The organism is Anabaena sp. 90, from assembly GCF_000312705.1.
In the GTDB taxonomy this organism is placed as follows: Bacteria; Cyanobacteriota; Cyanobacteriia; order Cyanobacteriales; family Nostocaceae; genus Dolichospermum; species Dolichospermum lemmermannii.
The window spans coordinates 1105986-1123926 of the sequence record NC_019427.1 but is presented as its reverse complement, the minus strand read 5'-3'; the positions used below and the strand labels follow the sequence as shown (position 1 = coordinate 1123926).

Below are 17941 nucleotides of genomic sequence, written 5' to 3'. Positions count from 1 at the left end.
AACGGACTTGAGCTATGAGACAGGGAATTTATTCCCTGACGGTTGTGGAAGGCAACAGATAAGCCGTTTTGAGTATAATTGTATTTACCTACTTAACCATGAATAAAAAAGTAAGTAGTCATCCCAAAAGCTACCACAATCACGAATTTCCGCACCAAGCTGGGTTCTAGTCTGCGGGCAAAATGAGCGCATAAATAACCACCCAGAGAACCACCAACCGCCATGATCATAACTTGATGCCAAGCAATCAAATTAGCGAACATAAAAGGAATAATTGCCACACCATTAATGCAACTACCCAATAAAGTTTTAAAAGCATTAATAGAGTGAATATTTTTCATCCCTAAAAAGGTTAAAGTTGCTAACATTAAAATGCCTATACCCGCACCGAAAAACCCACCATATATAGAGATTGCCAATTGAGAAACTAGGAGAATAAATAAAGGTGGAGGTGCAGAAACATCATTTTTACTCTGAAGTTGCAGCCAGCTTTTTAGAGATTCACTAAATGTAAATATCAATGTTGCTGATAGTAACAAATAGGGCAGCATCTTTTTAAATACATCCGGTGATGTGTATAATAAAGCTACAGAACCAATGACACCACCAACTAAACTGGTACCAGCTAGTAATAATAATTGTCGTTTTTCGATGTTTAAATCTCGACGATAAGCTCCTGCACTAGCTATAGCTGCTATCCACAGTGCAGTATTATTTGTAGCATTAGCGTTAATTGGGGCGATACCTGTAAATATCAGGGTAGGAAAGGTAATAAAACTGCCACCACCCGCTACAGCATTGAGTCCACCGGCAATAAATGCGGTGCTGAACAGAAGTAAGCTATGGATTAAAGTTAAATCTTGCGGCATTTTCTGTAATTAATAAACTCAGTTATACTGTTGTACAATAAAATACTGTAAGTTTATCGAATTATAGTTGATTTATTTTCTGGGTGCTGTTAAACCGGGGTAAATTCTCGAAGGTAGTCCAGGAGTTGTTATCAACCCAGGAGAACCAACTCTCCCATAGTTGGGATTATTAGTTAATGATTGAATAACTTGGGGATTCAAGCCTAATTGAGGTAAGTTAAACTGCTCTGTGGCTGTTCTCCCTAAATTTGATAATACACCAAGGTTTGTTAAATTTGTCCCAAAATTAAATGCTCCAGGTTGAGTTAGATTTGTGAGTAAATTAGTATCAATCTTGCCACCAGTAATGGCGATATTTCCGGCTTGGGTAAAGTTATTAATTTTCTGAAGAGAAGAGACAACACCATTGATAGTTATAGGCGTATTATTAAAAAGTAGAGAATTACCATCAGCAGTTTGTGATCTCCCAGTTATTAAACCAGATAAAGTCCCAATTGTCGGTTGACCATTTTGGAGAATACCTGCTAAATTACTAACTTCTTTTAATTGTCCAGTCCCTTGAAAATTAGATATTCTACCAATGTCAGTTTCTAAATTAAATGAGTTAACATCTAACCCAGTTAATCCATTAAAAACAGGTACTATGGGATTGTCATAGTTATAATTCAGATTTCCAGATAGATTACCACCTTGAATCATGATTTGCCCTTGAACAGGTAAACTAGCAGCTAAAATATAACTACTAAATATTCCCACTTTTAAAATATTACTAATAGATTTAGTCCACATTTTTTTTGCAACTCCTATTATAGAAAAATTTGTATTTTAATTGGTAAGAATATATCTTTAGAAACTAAAAGTTGTTCGGAGAACACCAATGGTAATCATGTCGCTATTCGGGCTATGTCTTGGCTCAAATATCAAGATTACACCAGGAGTAATATTAATATTATTTGACATTCGATAACGATAAAAAGCTTCTACATGAGTAGTAGTTCCTGGTTGTCCTCCCGCACTACCAAGAGAATCTTTAAGAATACCTGGAAGATTATTACCTGTTGGTAAATCACTACTAACAATTTTCGGAGGTTGTCCGACATAAATCCCCCCCAAATTTCCTTGTCCCAATAAATCGGGAAGGTTAAGAAAAGCCATCCAATTATTAGTTTTTACACTCCCTGATTGTCCAGGTATGCGAGAAGTCGTAAAACCGCCCCAACCACCAATTGTCAACTTAGGATTAACCTGCCAAGATGCAGTAGCACCAAAAGCATCAGTTGTCAGGGGACTAGTAGAAGTAGGTGTATAAGCCAATAAATCATCACCAATTCCAGTTCCTAAAAATCCTGTAGTCGAGTAGGAATTAATATAATTTAGTGCTAAATCAATGTTATTAGTAGGAGCAAGATTTAATTGCACTCCGGTGGCATTTCCCCCATTAAATAATCCGGCATTTTGGCTACTATCGGCGGGTTTATTTGCTGTATAAACTGCTTGCAAACTAATTCGTTTATTCATTTGCCAATCCAAGCCCAAACCACCTGTACCATTACCAATTGCTAAAATTGGGTTACGTTGAGCAAAGGTAGAAATGGGACCTTTACCTGCACTTTCTATGCGGTTTGCTCCCCGAAAAGTGTTGATAGGATTAACCCCTGCTGGACCAACTATTACTGCTACTTTATCACCTACTAAAAACCGATAATTGAGGTCAGTTAAAACTAAGCTATTATCTGTATTACCTTCATAAGCTAATCGGGTATCGTTGGTGATTCGGGGGGCATTGAAACTAGCTGTACCCCCATTACCAGCTTGTAATCCTGTTACTAAAAAGCTGCGGTTTTTAAATTGGGTAAGTAGTGTGAGTTGAACATTACTAATAACGTTAATTTTTGTCCCGTTATCTATTGTTTCTTTAATCCCATCTTTTGGTGACAAATCTGCACTATTTTCACTCCGTCCTTGAATACCAAAAATTGCTTGTCCAAATAGTTTGGTAGTTGTGGAAAATTGATTTGCTTCTAGTTCTGTGGTTTTTGCCTCTAAAGTATCTACTTTTCCCCGGAGTGTGGCTAATTCGGCTGCGAATTCTTCTGTAAGTTTTTGTAATTTAGTGAAATCTTCTTTTGTTACTGCATTACTTGCACTTGTAGCTATCAATTCATTAACTCTATCTAAACAAGCATTTAACCCAGCAGCGAATTCATAGCGCGTTAAAGCTCGATTTCCTCGGAAAGTTCCATTGGGATATCCAGCAATGCAAGCATATCGTTCAACTAGAGATTGTAAAGCCTGAAATGCCCAATCTGTGGGTTCTACATCTCTTAATTGAGAAACTGATGTAACTTGTTCTATCTCTAATGAATCAACATTTTCGGCATTAGCTATAGCATGACTAAATAAGGCATAAGTTAAATTAACTACAGATACCAGTAATATTCTTGTGATTAACTTGATCATCTTTGCTTGCACACCACACATTAATAAGTGATGATAGATTAATGTTTTTATTTTCGCAATACTTATGCAATATCAGAGACAAAATAAGATAATTTTGGTTGTTTTTGCGTTGAAACAACCAGAAATAATTAAGCTATGATAAAGTTAATTTATATTATTTTGTTTCAAATTGTTTAAAATCTTGCCAAAAGTCCGCTTCTAATGCCTTTGGTAACATCATAACCCAGTCTATAAAACGGTAAAGGTTACGAATATCCTTTTCTGGCATTGTTCATACAATGCCGTGCCGTCAATGGCACAATCTTTCACTATGTGTAGGCCTTTACAAGAACTGATACCAAAAATATGTCGTTTTGATATTTTAGGATTATAGTTATAGAACCAACTCTTAGTGCGTCTGACAATGGTTCTTCCCAATCCACTATATACTACAGACTGCGGTGCGGCTTATCTTGGTGATTCCCTACAATTGCTGGATCAACTGGAATCTGACTCAATAGATTTAGTGCTGACATCACCACCTTTTGCCTTGCAACGCAAAAAGGCTTATGGCAATGTAGAGCAGGAAGATTATGTTGATTGGTTGCTTGAGTTTTCCAAAAAAGTTTATCGAGTTCTGAATTCAACTGGTAGTTTCGTACTTGATTTAGGTGGAGCTTATGAAAGTAAACGTCCAGTTCGCTCTCTCTATAACTATCGAGTTTTAATTAAACTTTGTGATGAATTGGGATTTAGACTGGCTGAAGAATTTTTTTGGTATAACCCAGCTAAACTACCTTCACCAATTGAGTGGGTTAATAAGCGAAAAATTCGAGCAAAGGACTCTGTAAATACCGTCTGGTGGCTCTCAAAAACTGATCATCCTAAAGCAAATGTTAGTAATGTTTTAGTCCCTTACTCTGAGCGAATGAAGAAGCTACAGGCAGATCCTCAAAAATACTATACACCGAAAGAAAGACCTTCAGGCCATGATATCAGTAAGAATTTTGCTACTGATAATGGTGGTGCTATACCATCAAATTTGTTAGAGATTGCAAATACTGAAAGTAATTCTAGTTATATTCAATTATGTAAATCTATTTCCATACCCCCTCATCCAGCGAGATTTCCTCAAAAGTTGCCAATGTTTTTCATTAAATTTTTGACTGATACTGGAGATAAAGTTCTAGATATATTTGCAGGATCAAATACTACAGGTTTTGCCGCTGAACAGCTAGAAAGAAGTTGGATGGCTTTTGAACAAGAGCCATCTTATTTAGCATCTTCAGCTTTCCGGTTTCTAGATAAAACTCAAAGCTCGAAGGAGGCTCTGACTCTTTATGAATGTCTTCTTGCTCAAAAAGAATCTGTTTGTTTAACTACTTCAAAGCAATTAGCTTTGAAATTATGAAGGTTACTTTAAATTGGCAAATTTCCTGGAATTGTTTGTTGATTCTGTTTAGGATAAACCAACTCACCTTCTTTTTCTATTAAACTTAAAGGGATTTTAGGATTATTAATAGATTCCATTCCGCCACGTATTCTAGATTCCCAGTAACTGAACTTAGTTTCAAGTGAAGTAGGGTCAACTCTGTATATAGCTTTTAATAAAATTCCTTCATAAACAGCAATATACCAAGCTTTTACAGCACGATATTTGGCTAAGATATCAAGGTTAAGATGATGATTTGTGGTGACACTTTTACTTAAAAGTTTATTAATTGTTTTTAATTCATATTCATTTTTTTCTGCATCAATTGCATCATTGCCTTCACGTCCAGGTGATATCCGCAAACCAAGTAAGATTAAAACTTGAAGAACTTTCCCTCCATTGTCTTGAAAAACATCATTAATACCATACTCATTTGCCAGACTCTGTAATTCCTGAATAGCCCCAAGTGCTGTCTGTAATCGTTCTAAATCTGAACGGCGCTCTTTAGTTGTGTTAACTGCTTCCTTAACAGGTTCAACAAGAGAGGGAAGAACTACCGGAGTTTGTAATTCAGTGAGAAAGTTTGTACTGATATCTGTTTGGGGTGTGACATTCATTAAGTATGGTACTGACACTTTCAGGGCTTCAGCAATATCTAAAATTGTTTCAAAAGACGGAGCGCGTTCACCTCGTTCTATGTAGCTAATATGCTCAACGGATTTATCAATATCCTCTGCTAACTGCTCTTGTGTAATACCTCTGTCTTTGCGAAGGGCTTGGACTCTATCACCAAAAAGCTGTTTAACTTCTTTATATCTTTCAAAACTCATAAAAAACTAAAACGAACTAAAAGTACGTCTTGAATCTTATACAAAGCATCAAAATGTTAAAACGAACTAAAAGTACGTTTATGATTAAGTTTGAATAAATTTATTTAAACTTATAAAAGCCTAATTCACCTTCTCTCAACAACAATTATAGGTGTACAAAATCTGAGAAAAATCCAACCGTTTCAGTGCAGAAGGTTGAATATAAAAGTTACCAACTCCCTCATCTCCCCACATAATTGAATGCTCATCATCAGAGTTCATTTGCAATAGCAGAAAATCATAACCTTCCTCTTCCTGCAAATCTGCACGATCATCATTTTGCACAAATGCGGGATATCCTCCTAAACAATGTCCTCCTAATGATTCCTCATATTTTTCTTCATATTCATTGAGAAAATCATCTACAAGTTCTTCTAAAGAATTTTCCATTGCTTTGGTTAGATTATCTTGTTGAAAGATGGGAAAATGGCTTTTAACTAAGTTTCTAAACCGATAATCTGATGCACACATAGGAGTTGATTTAATAGCGAAATTCAAACCCAGACAGTCTAATAATGGCAAACCTATTCCTGGAGGTAAAAAATCAAAGTTATCTAGGAGATTATCAATATTTAAATCTGGTTCAGGAAAGTAAATAACTCTAAAGGTAGTTTGTTTTAATTGGGGATATTCTTCAATTCCATAGGCTGTTTCACCTCCGGCTTCAATATAAAACTGAAGAATCCCTTTTTCTGGTAAATCTTCTAATTTAGGAGTTTCAGCAAAGTTGATTTGTGCTAAAAGATGGAGGGGTGTACCATCTGGGGCTTCAGGATAGGTCGTATTTTTGGGCAGGTAAGGTAAACCACCAAATTTACTTTGCCATAGGGTAGTTTCTGTTGTTGAAGATGGAGTAATTTCTATATAAGGTTTGATAATTGCATTGGCAAATTCATCTACTTGATTTTTTAATTCTAAGAACATTCCATACAATTCATCTGGAGTGAGATCTTTGTTATTTTCGTCTACGGTCACAGATTCGATATCATACCAACCGTGTGTGAGTAATTCTTGAATACTTTGATTAAAAAAAGCTTCTGCTTCTGCTTCTGAAGAGAATTTATGCAGTTCTTGATAATGGGTAACATTGCAGCCATCTAGGTGAATGGACGTTCTCAGGGAACTTAATCTAAATATTTTATTGCATTTCATGATAATTAACCTTAGATGTGATTATGAATGATACTGGTAATATTTGAAGGGTCTTTCTTTTATTTGTAGTAAGTATTATTTTAAAATCATATTTTGCCACATACTCCAGTTTCATTAATTCGGAAAACGTGCAGTTTGACGTTTGGGTATTTTTGATGTGCTTGTTGTGCGGCTAATAAGGGATCTTCATGAATAAAATATTCACGGCTATTTGGCTCAATTGCTATGTACCAGTTATAGTGAGTTTTAATGAGTTCTGCTTGTAACTGCTCAAAAATTATTTTACAGTTTTGAGACAATGTTTCCCGTTCAGTCTGCCATTGTGCTTTCTGTTCTTGAGTCCATTGAATTTCTGGGAAGATTCTGCCTCTGCGGACTGTATGAGTAGATTTTGTTTCTGGCATAGCTTCGTTGTGTATTAATGAAAAATATATTATTCCATTTTATCGCATTTTTTGATTAATTTATTCCAAATTGATATGTTGAAAATTATCAAGATGAAAAATTCGTAATTGATAATTCTTGAAATTACGAATTACGAATTTTTAATTACCTATGCTGTCAGTTTAGCTAATGCCTTTTCTACAGCTTTTAATGCTTGCTTGATTTCTGCCTCTGTGACAATGAGAGGGGGAACAAACCGCACTACTTTAGGACCTGCGGGAACAAGTAATAAACCTTCTGCCATTGCAGCTTTGACAACTTCACCAGCAGTTAAGGGAATATCGGCTTTGATTTCCATGCCGCTAATTAAACCCCAACCGCGTACTTCTGAGATATGCTGAGGATATTGACGAGCGATCGCTCTTAATCCTTCTCGTAAATGTGCGCCCTGTTCTCTGACATTCTCTAAAATATTCTCTTTTTCCAAAGTCTCACACACACTCAGCGCCACACCACAGACAAAGGGATTACCGCCAAATGTACTTGCGTGTTCTCCTGGTTGGAAAATATCGCAGAATTTCTTACTCATCATCGCACCGATGGGAATACCACCGCCCAAACCTTTCGCACTGGTGAAAATATCTGGTTCTACTCCCAAATGTTCATAACCCCATAATTTGCCACTGCGTCCCATACCAACCTGTACTTCATCAAAAATCAACAAAATGCCAGTTTCGTCGCAAATCTCCCGTAACCGCTTAAAGTAAGCAATATCCCCAGGACGAACGCCACCTTCCCCTTGCAATGGTTCAATTAAAATTGCCCCGACCCGATAATTACCTTCATCTAATTCAGTAACAGCGGCTTCAACTGCTCTAATATCGTTGTAATTTACATAGTGGAAACCAGGAACTAAAGGATCAAAATGCTTTTGATACTTGGGTTGTCCAGTGGCAGTCACAGTGGCTAAAGTCCTTCCGTGAAAACTGGCATGGGCAGTTAAAATGATTGGGTGGGCAATTTCTAGGACAGTGTGGGCATATTTCCGCGCTAGTTTAATTGCTGCTTCGTTGGCTTCAGCGCCAGAATTGCAGAAAAATACTCTATCTGCACAGGAATGATTAACAATCCATTTAGCTAATTCACCCTGTTCAGGAATATAGTACAAATTAGAAACATGATGCAATTTCTGGATTTGTCTAGTTACAGCCTCTACCATTGCTGGATGGGCGTGTCCTAGAGTACAAGTGGCAATGCCCGCGACAAAATCCAGATATTCGTTGCCCTGACTATCCCAAACACGGCAACCAGCACCCCGTTCCAAAGCCAAAGGAAAGCGACTGTACGTAGACATAACAGCCGTATCAAAGCTATCAACATCAAAAGGTGTAGATGGCATAATACCTGACTCCGAGGGGTTCATGGCTTGTTCAATTAGAGTTTGGACGCTCACTACCGCTACTCCTGAAAAGCTTTTATCGTAATACTTTACTAGGTTCTGGGAAATCTTTCAAAATTTCTGATGGTTTTAGGAGGAGTCACCGAGTCAAGAAGAAGAAAGAGGAAAGAGAAAAAAGGAGGAAAAATTACCCATAATTGTGCAAATATTATTTATTCTGAACCCTTATGGACTTCCAATTAAAAAAAGTTTCTTGTGGTACGGGCATCTTGTCCGCTAAATCATTAAGGACGGGCAAGGATGCCCATCCCACAAAATTGGGTAATTTATTATTTGTCGTCCCTGATGTCGGGAGTTGTTTAATTTTTAATTCTTAATTTTTAATTGCCTGTGTATTCTACCCTTGAACAAAAATATCAACGGATTCAAAAAGAATTAATGGCTGGGGCGCTTGCTTTAGCTGGTATTTCCCTAATTGGGACTTTATGGTATTCCCTGGTTGAGGGCTGGAAATGGGAAGATGCAGCTTACATGACTGTAATTACTCTAGCAACTGTCGGTTATGGAGAAACTCACCCATTAGGTAGTCGAGGGCGTTTATTTACCATTGTCTTAATTTTAATGGGTGTGGTGAATCTTACTTATATTGTTAATAGATTTACAGCCGCAGTCATTGAAGGTTATTTTCTAGAAGGAATTCGACTCCGACAACAAAGGCGTTTAATGGAATCATTATCAGAACATTATATTATCTGTGGATTTAGTCGCACTGGGCGACAAATTGCTAAGGAATTTCAGGCTGAAGCTGTTTCTTTTGTGATTATTGATTCGGAACTTGAATCTGTCCAAAAAGCTCAGGAAATTGGTTACATTGTTTTTCAAGGTGATGCGACGTTAGATGATACTTTGTTAAAAGTTGGCGTTACTAAAGCAATTTGTATTGTCGCGGCTTTACCTTCAGATGCGGAAAATTTATATACTGTTCTCTCAGCAAAAACTCTGAATCCAGGCATTCGGGCGATCGCTCGCGCTAGTACGGAAGAAGCGGTACAAAAGTTACAACGCGGTGGTGCAGATGCCGTAATTTCACCGTATATCACCGGCGGCAAACGCATGGCAGCAGCAGCCCTCAGACCGCAGATTTTAGACTTTGTAGATGGGATGCTTTCTGGTACAGACCGTCAGTTATATATGGAAGAATTTTTACTAGATTCCGATAGGTGTCCCTTTGTCGGTCAAAGTTTACAAAAGGCAAAATTGCGATCGCAATCAGGAGCATTAGTTCTGGCAATTCGTCGCCTTGATGGTAAACTCATTGGTGGTCCAACTGGAGATACTGTTTTAATGTCGGGAGATACATTAATTTGTATGGGTACGGCTGAACAATTGCGGGATTTAAATCAAATTCTTGGTCCGATTAATTCTATTCCCCTCAAACGTCCGAAAAATAGCTAAAAGCAGACTTATTTTGCAAGTTGGAAGATGGTAAAATTACTGTGTCTTTTTTGTATAACTTGTAAAATCATGAAACTAGCTTTAGTAGCGACCACTATTTTTACCTTGACTTTAGGATTGTACACACCAAAAGTTACTGCTGCACCTGCAAACACACCCAAGACTTTTACAGAATGGTGTGAACAAAAAGGAAGTTTACCTCAAGAGACAAGACACACGGTTGAAGTATTATTAAAAGTTGCCAAAACACAAAATTGTAGTCAAGCTAATCAAATATTGACTAATTTGACTTCTCTTGGCCTTAGTGAAAATAAAATCAGCGATATCAAACCTTTGTCTAATCTCACTAAATTGACTTCTCTTGGTCTTTCAAAAAATAAAATCAGCGATATCAAATCTTTGTCTAACCTGACTAAATTGACTTCTCTTGGTCTTTCAAAAAATAAAATCAGCGATATCAAATCTTTGTCTAACCTGACTAAATTGACTAAACTTGACCTTGTGGGAAATCAAATCAGCGACACCACACCTTTATCTAATCTGACTAAATTGACTTCTCTTGACCTTTGGGGGAATCAAATCAGCGATATTAAACCTTTGTCTAACCTGACTAATTTGACTTTTCTTAACCTTGTGGGAAATAAAATCAGCGATATCAAACCTTTGTCTAACCTGACTAAATTGACTTCTCTTGGTCTTTCAAAAAATAAAATCAGCGATATCAAATCTTTGTCTAATTTCACTAATTTGACTAAACTTGACCTTGTGGGAAATCAAATCAGCGACACCACACCTTTATCTAATCTGACTAAATTGACTTCTCTTGACCTTTGGGGGAATCAAATCAGCGATATTAAACCTTTGTCTAACCTGACTAATTTGACTTTTCTTATCCTTTGGGGAAATCAAATCAGCAATATTAAACCTTTGTCTAACCTGACTAATTTGACTTCTCTTACCCTTTCGTTAAATCAAATCAGCGATATCAAACCTTTGTCTAATCTGACCAATTTGACTTATCTTGACCTTTGGGGAAATAAAATCAGCGATATCAAACCTTTGTCTAATCTGACCAATTTGACTTATCTTTACCTTTTGTCAAATAAAATCAGCGATATCAAACCTTTGTCTAATCTGACTAATTTGACTTTGCTTTTCCTTTCGTTAAATCAAATCAGCGATATCAAACCTTTGTCTAGTCTGACTAATTTGACTTTTCTTATCCTTTCAAAAAATCAAATCAGCGATATCAAACCTTTGTCTAACTTGACTAATTTGACTTCTCTTGGCCTTAGTGAAAATAAAATCAGCGACATAAAACCTTTGTCTAATCTGACTAATTTGACTTATCTTTCCCTTTGGGAAAATCCAATCAGCGATATCAAACCTTTGTCCAATCTGACTAATTTGACTGAACTTTACCTTTGGGAAAATCCATTTACCTTTAAATAATGTCCCCTGAAACCAGAGTCTATTTGAATTTATAGTCTGGTTATATTTTCGTGCGTTATGGACTTACTAACGCACCCTCAAAATACTCAATTTCACTGAATATTACCAGACTAAAAATGTAAATTTGGGCAAAAATCCTATTCCACTAAACCATGTTTAATCGCAAACCTAACTAATTCTGCGCGGTTGCTGGTTTCTGTTTTTCTCAATAAACTACTAACATATTTCTCCACCGTGCGCGGACTCAAATGTAAATGATTACCAATTTCCCCATTAGAAAAACCATGAGTTAATAAGTCTAAAACTTCCTGTTCTCTAACAGTTAACGGTGTCAATACTTGAGATTGTTGCACTTGAGTAGGGATAGAAATATGACCGTTTTTTGCTTTTGTATAAGTGGCAAAACTGATTTCTTCCTGATAAAGAAAACGACATTCTGATTGGATGATTTGCGATCGCTCTAATAAATTACGTATAGCAGCGGCTATTTCCTCTAATTCAAAAGGCTTAGGCAAATACAAATCACAACCAGACTGATAGCCCAAAATTCGTTCTTGGGTTTTCGTTCTCTCTGTCAACAAAATCACAGGTAATAATCGAAACGCCGATAATTGCCGAACACGACGCACCAACTCATAACCATTCATCTGTGGCATCATAATATCTGTCACCATCAAATCAGGATGACGCTTTTCAACCATAGCCAAAGCATCTATACCATTATCAACAGTAATGACACTATACCCAGACAGATCAAGATAATCACTAATAGATAGACGGGTGCCTAAATCATCATCTGCGACAAGAATAGTCAAGGGCATGGATAATACACCCCTATAATTTTTTGACCGAGTAATTTACTGTAATCACAAATATTAATAGACACAAGCAAGAATACTAATTTGATCTTTAATACTATGACAAGATTACTTACTCATGATGACATCATCAATGATTTCTAAAGAAAATATTAAATTTTTAGGAATAGTTAACAAAACTTTACGTAATTTAGAGACTAAACAGGTTTACCTGTCACCTGTCTTTGTGAACTACAATCAATAAAAGAGTTAGTCTAAATAAATTTTTAGGCGTATTTATTAAAACTAAGAAGATTTTCGATGAGTGATAAACAGAGTGAAGGTTACAAAGTTATTTGTGATAATCGGCAAGCACGGTTTTTATATGAAATCATAGAAACCTATGAAGCGGGAGTTCAGTTGACAGGAACTGAAGTAAAATCAATTCGTGCGGGTAAAGCCAATTTGCAAGATGGCTATGCGTTGCTTCGTGACGGTGAAGCATGGTTAATCAACGTCCATATTTCTCCTTATGCCTCTAGTGGTGCATACTTTAATCACGAACCCAGACGAACCCGCAAATTATTACTCCATAAACAAGAACTGCGTAAACTTATTGGGAGGGTACAACAGGAAGGTTTAACCCTAGTCCCCTTAAAAATGTATCTGAAACGGGGTTGGGTAAAAATAGTCATTGCCCTGGGTAAAGGTAAAAAACTCCACGACAAACGCGAAAGTCTCAAACGTCGTGACGACCAGCGAGATATGCAAAGGGCAATGAAGAGGTACTAGGAGGCAGAGGGCAGGGGAAATTCCCACAACCGCCTCCGAATGAATTCGGAGTCTCATAGCAAAAGTCGTCTAAAGACGACTATTAAAGGCTTTGAGTCCACTTCAGTGGACTTGAACTATTAGACTGGGAATTCATTCCCAGGCGGGTTAGGAAACTCTTTTCTAAGCGTGATTATGATTATTGCGGGTTAAAGGTTGCCAATAACTGGCAATTAAAGCCATCATTAACCACCAGAGAGTATTAACTTCAGGACGATAGAAAACTGTATCAAATAAACCCTGAGTTAATAAACCTATTATAGCAGCTATTGCCCCCATTAGCCACAAGCCTTCCATATTCTTAGTTTTTCGTAACCGACTTAATTGCAAATATCCTGTATTTAATGCAACGACAATCAACCACATAAAACAAGTAAAACCCAAAAAGCCAGTTTCTACAATCGTTTCTAGAAACACAGAATAGGCACTTAAGGCTGTAAATTTCGGATGTTGGTACAGAGGATAAACTTTATTAAAAGCACCATGTCCTGGTCCTATACCAATTATAGGGCGATCGCGGATCATTTGAAATACCGATTCCCAGACATTTTTACGGAAATTATTACTACTGTCTTTGCGGTCGGCAAATATACTCACGATTCGCACCCGGAAGGGTTCGACAAATATCAATCCAATTATCAATAACCCCACTACAGTTCCTAAGAATATTGGTAAAGACCAAGTCCGCCAAAATGGGGGCATACTTATACTCCACCAATAAAACAGCAACACCGCTATTGTCAATAATTCCACTAATAAGGCAATCCAACCACCGCGACTAAAGGTCAAAATTAAAACAGTAGCGTTAACCACAAACATTGTTAAGGCTAATGATTTCCTAATCCAACCCGGCCAAGCTACAATAGCAACTAAGCTCAAAATTACAGCGGGTAAAAGATATCCAGCTAATAGGTTAGGATTTCCTAAGTAACTGTAAACTCTCGTAGTTTTAGCCAAAGAAGATTCTGGGTCAACCCACGTAGCTAAGGCCTTCGCACCAAAAAACCATTGTCGCAACCCATAGACGCTGACGATTAGGGAAATATGCAAATAGAGGGTAATTAACCAAGACCGAAACCGCGCCACTCTCAACACTCTAGCACAAAGAACAAACAGCAATAAATAAAGTGTTAATGTTTGTAAATCACCTAATGCTGCTTTTTTCACCGGTGATAATGCTGTTGATATGGCAGCAATACTCCAATACAGCAATACTAGTAAATGAATGGGAGTGGCAGTAGGAGCATTAACTGATGTATAATCATCGGATAAGGTCAATAATAACCACAATCCCACACAAGCTACTAACAATAAACCCATTAAGGTGCTAGAAACAAAAGGTGCAAGACCATAAACAAGGCTAAGTAAGCCTACAGCAATTATATCTCCCCACTGGATGAAAATACTACTTTGTCGCCAAGGTTTTAACAGTCCCACCAAAAACTTATGGAGGTAACTGCTAGACAAATATTCTTTCAGTGGTAAAGAAGATAAAGTTAATCTTTCCCAAACTAAGTTCATGAGGAAATACAAAGTACAGAAGTTATAAAGTATAGCTTATCGCCAGTCTAATTGTAAACCTATTTTGAAAGGAAGAATCGGCAAGGGTTAAGAAGCAAAAGGCAACGGAAAACAGGAAATAAAAACCAGTATTAGCAGATTGCTTAACAAAAGTATTGTCATAGCAACGAAATTTATGGGAATCTTAACGTTAAACATCAGATTGCTAAACAAAGCTATTGTTGTCTTATCCAATAGATTTGTCTGAAAATAAATGCTTTAAGATTAACAGCATTTACTTAAAGATTGCGTAAACGTTCAAGATTATCACGTACAATAATAGTATGAGGGTGATTTACTCCTAATCGTTGTTCAAAAATATTTAAAGCTTGTTGGTAGAGAGGTTCTGCTTCCTTGTACTTGCCTTGAGAATAGTAAAGTCCTGCCAAATTGTTGAGACTTTGAGCAACATCAGGATGATCATCACCCAGCAGTTTTTGCCTGAGAGCTAAAGCTTGTTGGTAGAGAGGTTCTGCTTCGTTGTACTTGCCTTGAGAATTGTAAAGTGATGCCAAATTGTTGAGACTGATAGCAACATGAGGATGATCATCACCCAGCAGTTTTTGCCTGAGAGCTAAAGCTTGTTGGTAGAGAGGTTCTGCTTCGTTGTACCTGCCTTGAGATTCGTAAAGTAATGCCAAATTGTTGAGACTGGTAGCAACATGAGGATGATCATCACCCAGCAGTTTTTGCCAGAGAGCTAAAGCTTGTTGGTAGAGAGGTTCTGCTTCGTTGTACTTGCCTTGAGAATTGTAAAGTGATGCCAAATTGTTGAGACTGATAGCAACATGAGGATGATCATCACCCAGCAGTTTTTGCCTGAGAGCTAAAGCTTGTTGGTAGAGAGGTTCTGCTTCGTTGTACCTGCCTTGAGATTCGTAAAGTAATGCCAAATTGTTGAGACTGGTAGCAACATGAGGATGATCATCACCCAGCAGTTTTTGCCAGAGAGCTAAAGCTTGTTGGTAGAGAGGTTCTGCTTCGTTGTACCTGCCTTGAGATTCGTAAAGTGATGCCAAATTGTTGAGACTGGTAGCAACATCAGGATGATCATCACCCAGCAGTTTTTGCCTGAGAGCTAAAGCTTGTTGGTAGAGAGGTTCTGCTTCCTTGTACTTGCCTTGAGAATCGTAAAGTGATGCCAAATTGTTGAGACTGGTAGCAACATCAGGATGATCATCACCCAGCAGTTTTTGCCTGAGAGCTAAAGCTTGTTGGTAGAGAGGTTCTGCTTCCTTGTACTTGCCTTGAGATTTGTAAAGTAATGCCAAATTGTTGAGACTGGTAGCAACATCAGGATGATCATCACCTAAACGCCGTTTTAGCAATAATACACATTTTTTCTGCCAAGGTTCTGCATCATTATATAATCCTTGTCCTTTATAAAATCTTCCTACTCCCACAAAAGGCCAAATTAAATTTTCATCACTCACAGTATCCAGTAAATGATCTGCTACTTCCTGTAAATGGGGTATAGCTAATTTGAATCTTTGAATATCTTTCTGTATTGGTTGTTCTGGAATTTCTTGAGCTATATTAACCATTGCTTGGCAAAAATTACGTTTTAGTGTAGTGCTGACAGATTGACGATTGAATAAATTACTAAAAAGTTGACCAATATCTAAAAACAAAAAGTTTGCCAAGGTGATCTTTTCCTGTGTAACCGTTGACAGTTTTTCTAACTTGACTTGTAAAAAATCATGAATTAGTTGATGTAATTGATAATGATCAATATTTTCAGTTTGTAAAAGATGTAATCGTTCTAATTCAATTCTGGCATTTTCTAGACTTTCTATGTTTTTCTCCCGTGAAGCACTTTGAATCAATAACCAAGGAATGGGAGCTAAAGCAAATAAACTGAGTAGACAACCTAACTCTTGAGCAGAATAACTGATAATTTCCCAACTTAATTCAAAAGCAGCTTGAACACCACGAGTTATAGATAAAGTCCAAGTAGGGTCATGAGCATCAATATCAAAAGCAGGATGATTGATACCTTTAGCTGCTAATCTTCGCAACATTTCCGCGCAAGATATCTGACGATATTTGACATAACGACCAACCAATTGTAAAGCTAGTGGTAAACGACCTAATCGTTGACAAAGTTCCTCTGCTAGTGCTGTTTCTTGATTTAAGCTATCTTCACCAATTAATTTTGATAATAATGCCATTGCCTCCGGTAGAGAAAGGATTTGTAAAGACAAAGAACCAGATAAATCTAGTTTTAGTCTTGTTGTGATCAAAACCTGAAATTGAGATGATTGTGGCGGCAAATAAGGCTGAATCGCCGAATAATTTTGGACATCATCAATAACTAATAAAACCCTACCTTCTTGCCAACGTTGCCAACACCACTTTACTTGTAGTAATACATCAAAATCATCTAGGGGATTTAAACCTAAATGTGTGCGACAAAATTGAATTATTTGTAAACCGAGATTTTAATTTGTAGCCGACAACCAACAAATACCTCTTGGATAAAAATTTAGGAATAAATGCAGAAGAGAATATTGGGTAGCTAATTCAGTTTTACCAATACCACCCATACCTTCAACAGCAGAAATTACAGCATGATTGCTAGTTTGTAAATGTTGATGAATTAAAACTAATTCATTTTCTCGACCAACAAACTTTTTAGTATTACTATTAGGGATATTGTGGGGAAAACCTAGAGGTTTATCCCAATCATTTAAATTATTGACAGTTTGAAAAACTTGAGTAATATCTCTCACAGAGATATCACCCCCCACTTGCACATTTTTGAAAAGCTCTTGAACAACTTGAGGAAGATGATTTGTATTCATGATTAGAACTTAACCTTCTTGATTTAAATTACCTACATTAATATTATTAGCTTTGATATTGGTGAGCATTTCCTGGTCAACAGAACCACTACTTCCTGAAGTTTTTTGAGTGATATTCTGAGCTTGTAAATCACCAGTTAATTCAATTCCACTCAGAATTACCTGACGAATCTTAGGGTCTTGTGTTTTGAGTTCTTCAACTAGCAATTTAAGTTGATTAGCAAAAATTTTATCAGCATTAATGTATTCTTGCAATTCATCTTGTAACTGAAGTTTATTTTTTTCATTTGGATCTTTTTCAGCCCGAATTAATAAACCTTCCATTCCTTCTGTAGTTAGCTTTTGTCGAATAGTGCTAACCAACTTTGCAAAAGTATCCGCGACTCCTTTAACTGCAAATTTTCCACCTTCCTTGATTGCTTCCGAGGAAGATAAAGAAACAATAACAGAGCCAGTGAGTGGTTCAACCATAAAAACTACCCCTTCTTAATTGTCAGC

General features: G+C 37.0%; 16 protein-coding genes. 4 read left to right on the top strand and 12 right to left on the bottom strand.

The genetic code is table 11. The annotated features are described in order from the left end of the window. Nucleotides 1-92: 92 nt before the first annotated feature. The 3 genes from ANA_RS04985 to ANA_RS04975 form a co-directional block, all read right to left on the bottom strand. Nucleotides 93-869, bottom strand: coding sequence for a sulfite exporter TauE/SafE family protein (locus tag ANA_RS04985; protein WP_015078965.1), 777 nt, complete (start codon nt 867-869; stop codon nt 93-95). Between the two features lie 72 nt (nt 870-941). After that, on the bottom strand, nt 942-1658 hold the full coding sequence (locus ANA_RS04980; RefSeq protein ID WP_015078964.1) for a hypothetical protein: 717 nt from the start codon (nt 1656-1658) through the stop codon (nt 942-944). A gap of 57 nt (nt 1659-1715) precedes the next feature. After that, nucleotides 1716-3329, bottom strand: coding sequence for an iron uptake porin (locus ANA_RS04975; RefSeq protein ID WP_015078963.1), 1614 nt, complete (start codon nt 3327-3329; stop codon nt 1716-1718). Nucleotides 3330-3732: 403 nt separating this feature from the next. Between ANA_RS04975 and ANA_RS04970 the strand changes: the two genes are divergently transcribed. Then, nucleotides 3733-4719 (top strand): DNA-methyltransferase, encoded by a 987-nt coding sequence (locus ANA_RS04970; protein ID WP_015078962.1) that lies wholly within the window; start codon nt 3733-3735, stop codon nt 4717-4719. Nucleotides 4720-4727: 8 nt separating this feature from the next. Here the strand turns inward: ANA_RS04970 and ANA_RS04965 are convergent, their stop codons facing one another. From ANA_RS04965 to ANA_RS04950, 4 genes are all read right to left on the bottom strand, one after another. Then, nucleotides 4728-5570, bottom strand: a complete 843-nt coding sequence (locus tag ANA_RS04965; protein ID WP_015078961.1) for a helix-turn-helix domain-containing protein — start codon at nt 5568-5570, stop codon at nt 4728-4730. 135 nt (nt 5571-5705) lie between these two features. Further along, the gene (locus ANA_RS04960) at nt 5706-6761 is read right to left on the bottom strand and encodes a YwqG family protein (RefSeq protein WP_015078960.1); all 1056 of its coding nucleotides are present in this window, start codon (nt 6759-6761) and stop codon (nt 5706-5708) included. 86 nt (nt 6762-6847) lie between these two features. Then, nucleotides 6848-7165: a hypothetical protein gene (locus ANA_RS04955; protein WP_015078959.1), complete on the bottom strand. Its 318-nt coding sequence runs from the start codon at nt 7163-7165 to the stop codon at nt 6848-6850. Nucleotides 7166-7314: 149 nt separating this feature from the next. Beyond that, on the bottom strand, nt 7315-8598 hold the full coding sequence (locus tag ANA_RS04950) for an aspartate aminotransferase family protein (RefSeq protein ID WP_015078958.1): 1284 nt from the start codon (nt 8596-8598) through the stop codon (nt 7315-7317). 336 nt (nt 8599-8934) lie between these two features. Between ANA_RS04950 and ANA_RS04945 the strand changes: the two genes are divergently transcribed. Together ANA_RS04945 and ANA_RS04940 are read left to right on the top strand one after the other, a co-directional pair. Continuing rightward, nucleotides 8935-9999, top strand: a complete 1065-nt coding sequence (locus ANA_RS04945; RefSeq protein ID WP_015078957.1) for a potassium channel family protein — start codon at nt 8935-8937, stop codon at nt 9997-9999. A 69-nt stretch (nt 10000-10068) separates the two neighbouring features. Further along, nucleotides 10069-11451 (top strand): leucine-rich repeat domain-containing protein, encoded by a 1383-nt coding sequence (locus ANA_RS04940; protein ID WP_041458259.1) that lies wholly within the window; start codon nt 10069-10071, stop codon nt 11449-11451. A 137-nt stretch (nt 11452-11588) separates the two neighbouring features. Here the strand turns inward: ANA_RS04940 and ANA_RS04935 are convergent, their stop codons facing one another. Continuing rightward, nucleotides 11589-12272: a response regulator transcription factor gene (locus tag ANA_RS04935; protein ID WP_015078955.1), complete on the bottom strand. Its 684-nt coding sequence runs from the start codon at nt 12270-12272 to the stop codon at nt 11589-11591. 297 nt (nt 12273-12569) lie between these two features. Between ANA_RS04935 and smpB the strand changes: the two genes are divergently transcribed. Further along, nucleotides 12570-13040 carry an SsrA-binding protein SmpB gene (gene smpB, locus ANA_RS04930; protein ID WP_015078954.1) on the top strand — a complete coding sequence of 157 codons (471 nt, stop codon included), beginning with the start codon at nt 12570-12572 and terminating at the stop codon, nt 13038-13040. A gap of 162 nt (nt 13041-13202) precedes the next feature. Here smpB and ANA_RS04925 read toward each other — a convergent pair whose 3' ends face one another. From ANA_RS04925 to ANA_RS04910, 4 genes are all read right to left on the bottom strand, one after another. Further along, on the bottom strand, nt 13203-14600 hold the full coding sequence (locus ANA_RS04925; RefSeq protein ID WP_015078953.1) for an IctB family putative bicarbonate transporter: 1398 nt from the start codon (nt 14598-14600) through the stop codon (nt 13203-13205). Nucleotides 14601-14878: 278 nt separating this feature from the next. Beyond that, nucleotides 14879-17065: a tetratricopeptide repeat protein gene (locus tag ANA_RS04920; protein WP_015078952.1), complete on the bottom strand. Its 2187-nt coding sequence runs from the start codon at nt 17063-17065 to the stop codon at nt 14879-14881. 15 nt (nt 17066-17080) lie between these two features. Next, entirely contained in the window at nt 17081-17443 is a 363-nt protein-coding gene (locus tag ANA_RS27365) for an ATP-binding protein (protein WP_015078951.1), read from the bottom strand. Nucleotides 17444-17452: 9 nt separating this feature from the next. Then, the gene (locus ANA_RS04910; RefSeq protein WP_015078950.1) at nt 17453-17914 is read right to left on the bottom strand and encodes a hypothetical protein; all 462 of its coding nucleotides are present in this window, start codon (nt 17912-17914) and stop codon (nt 17453-17455) included. Nucleotides 17915-17941 lie beyond the last annotated feature (27 nt).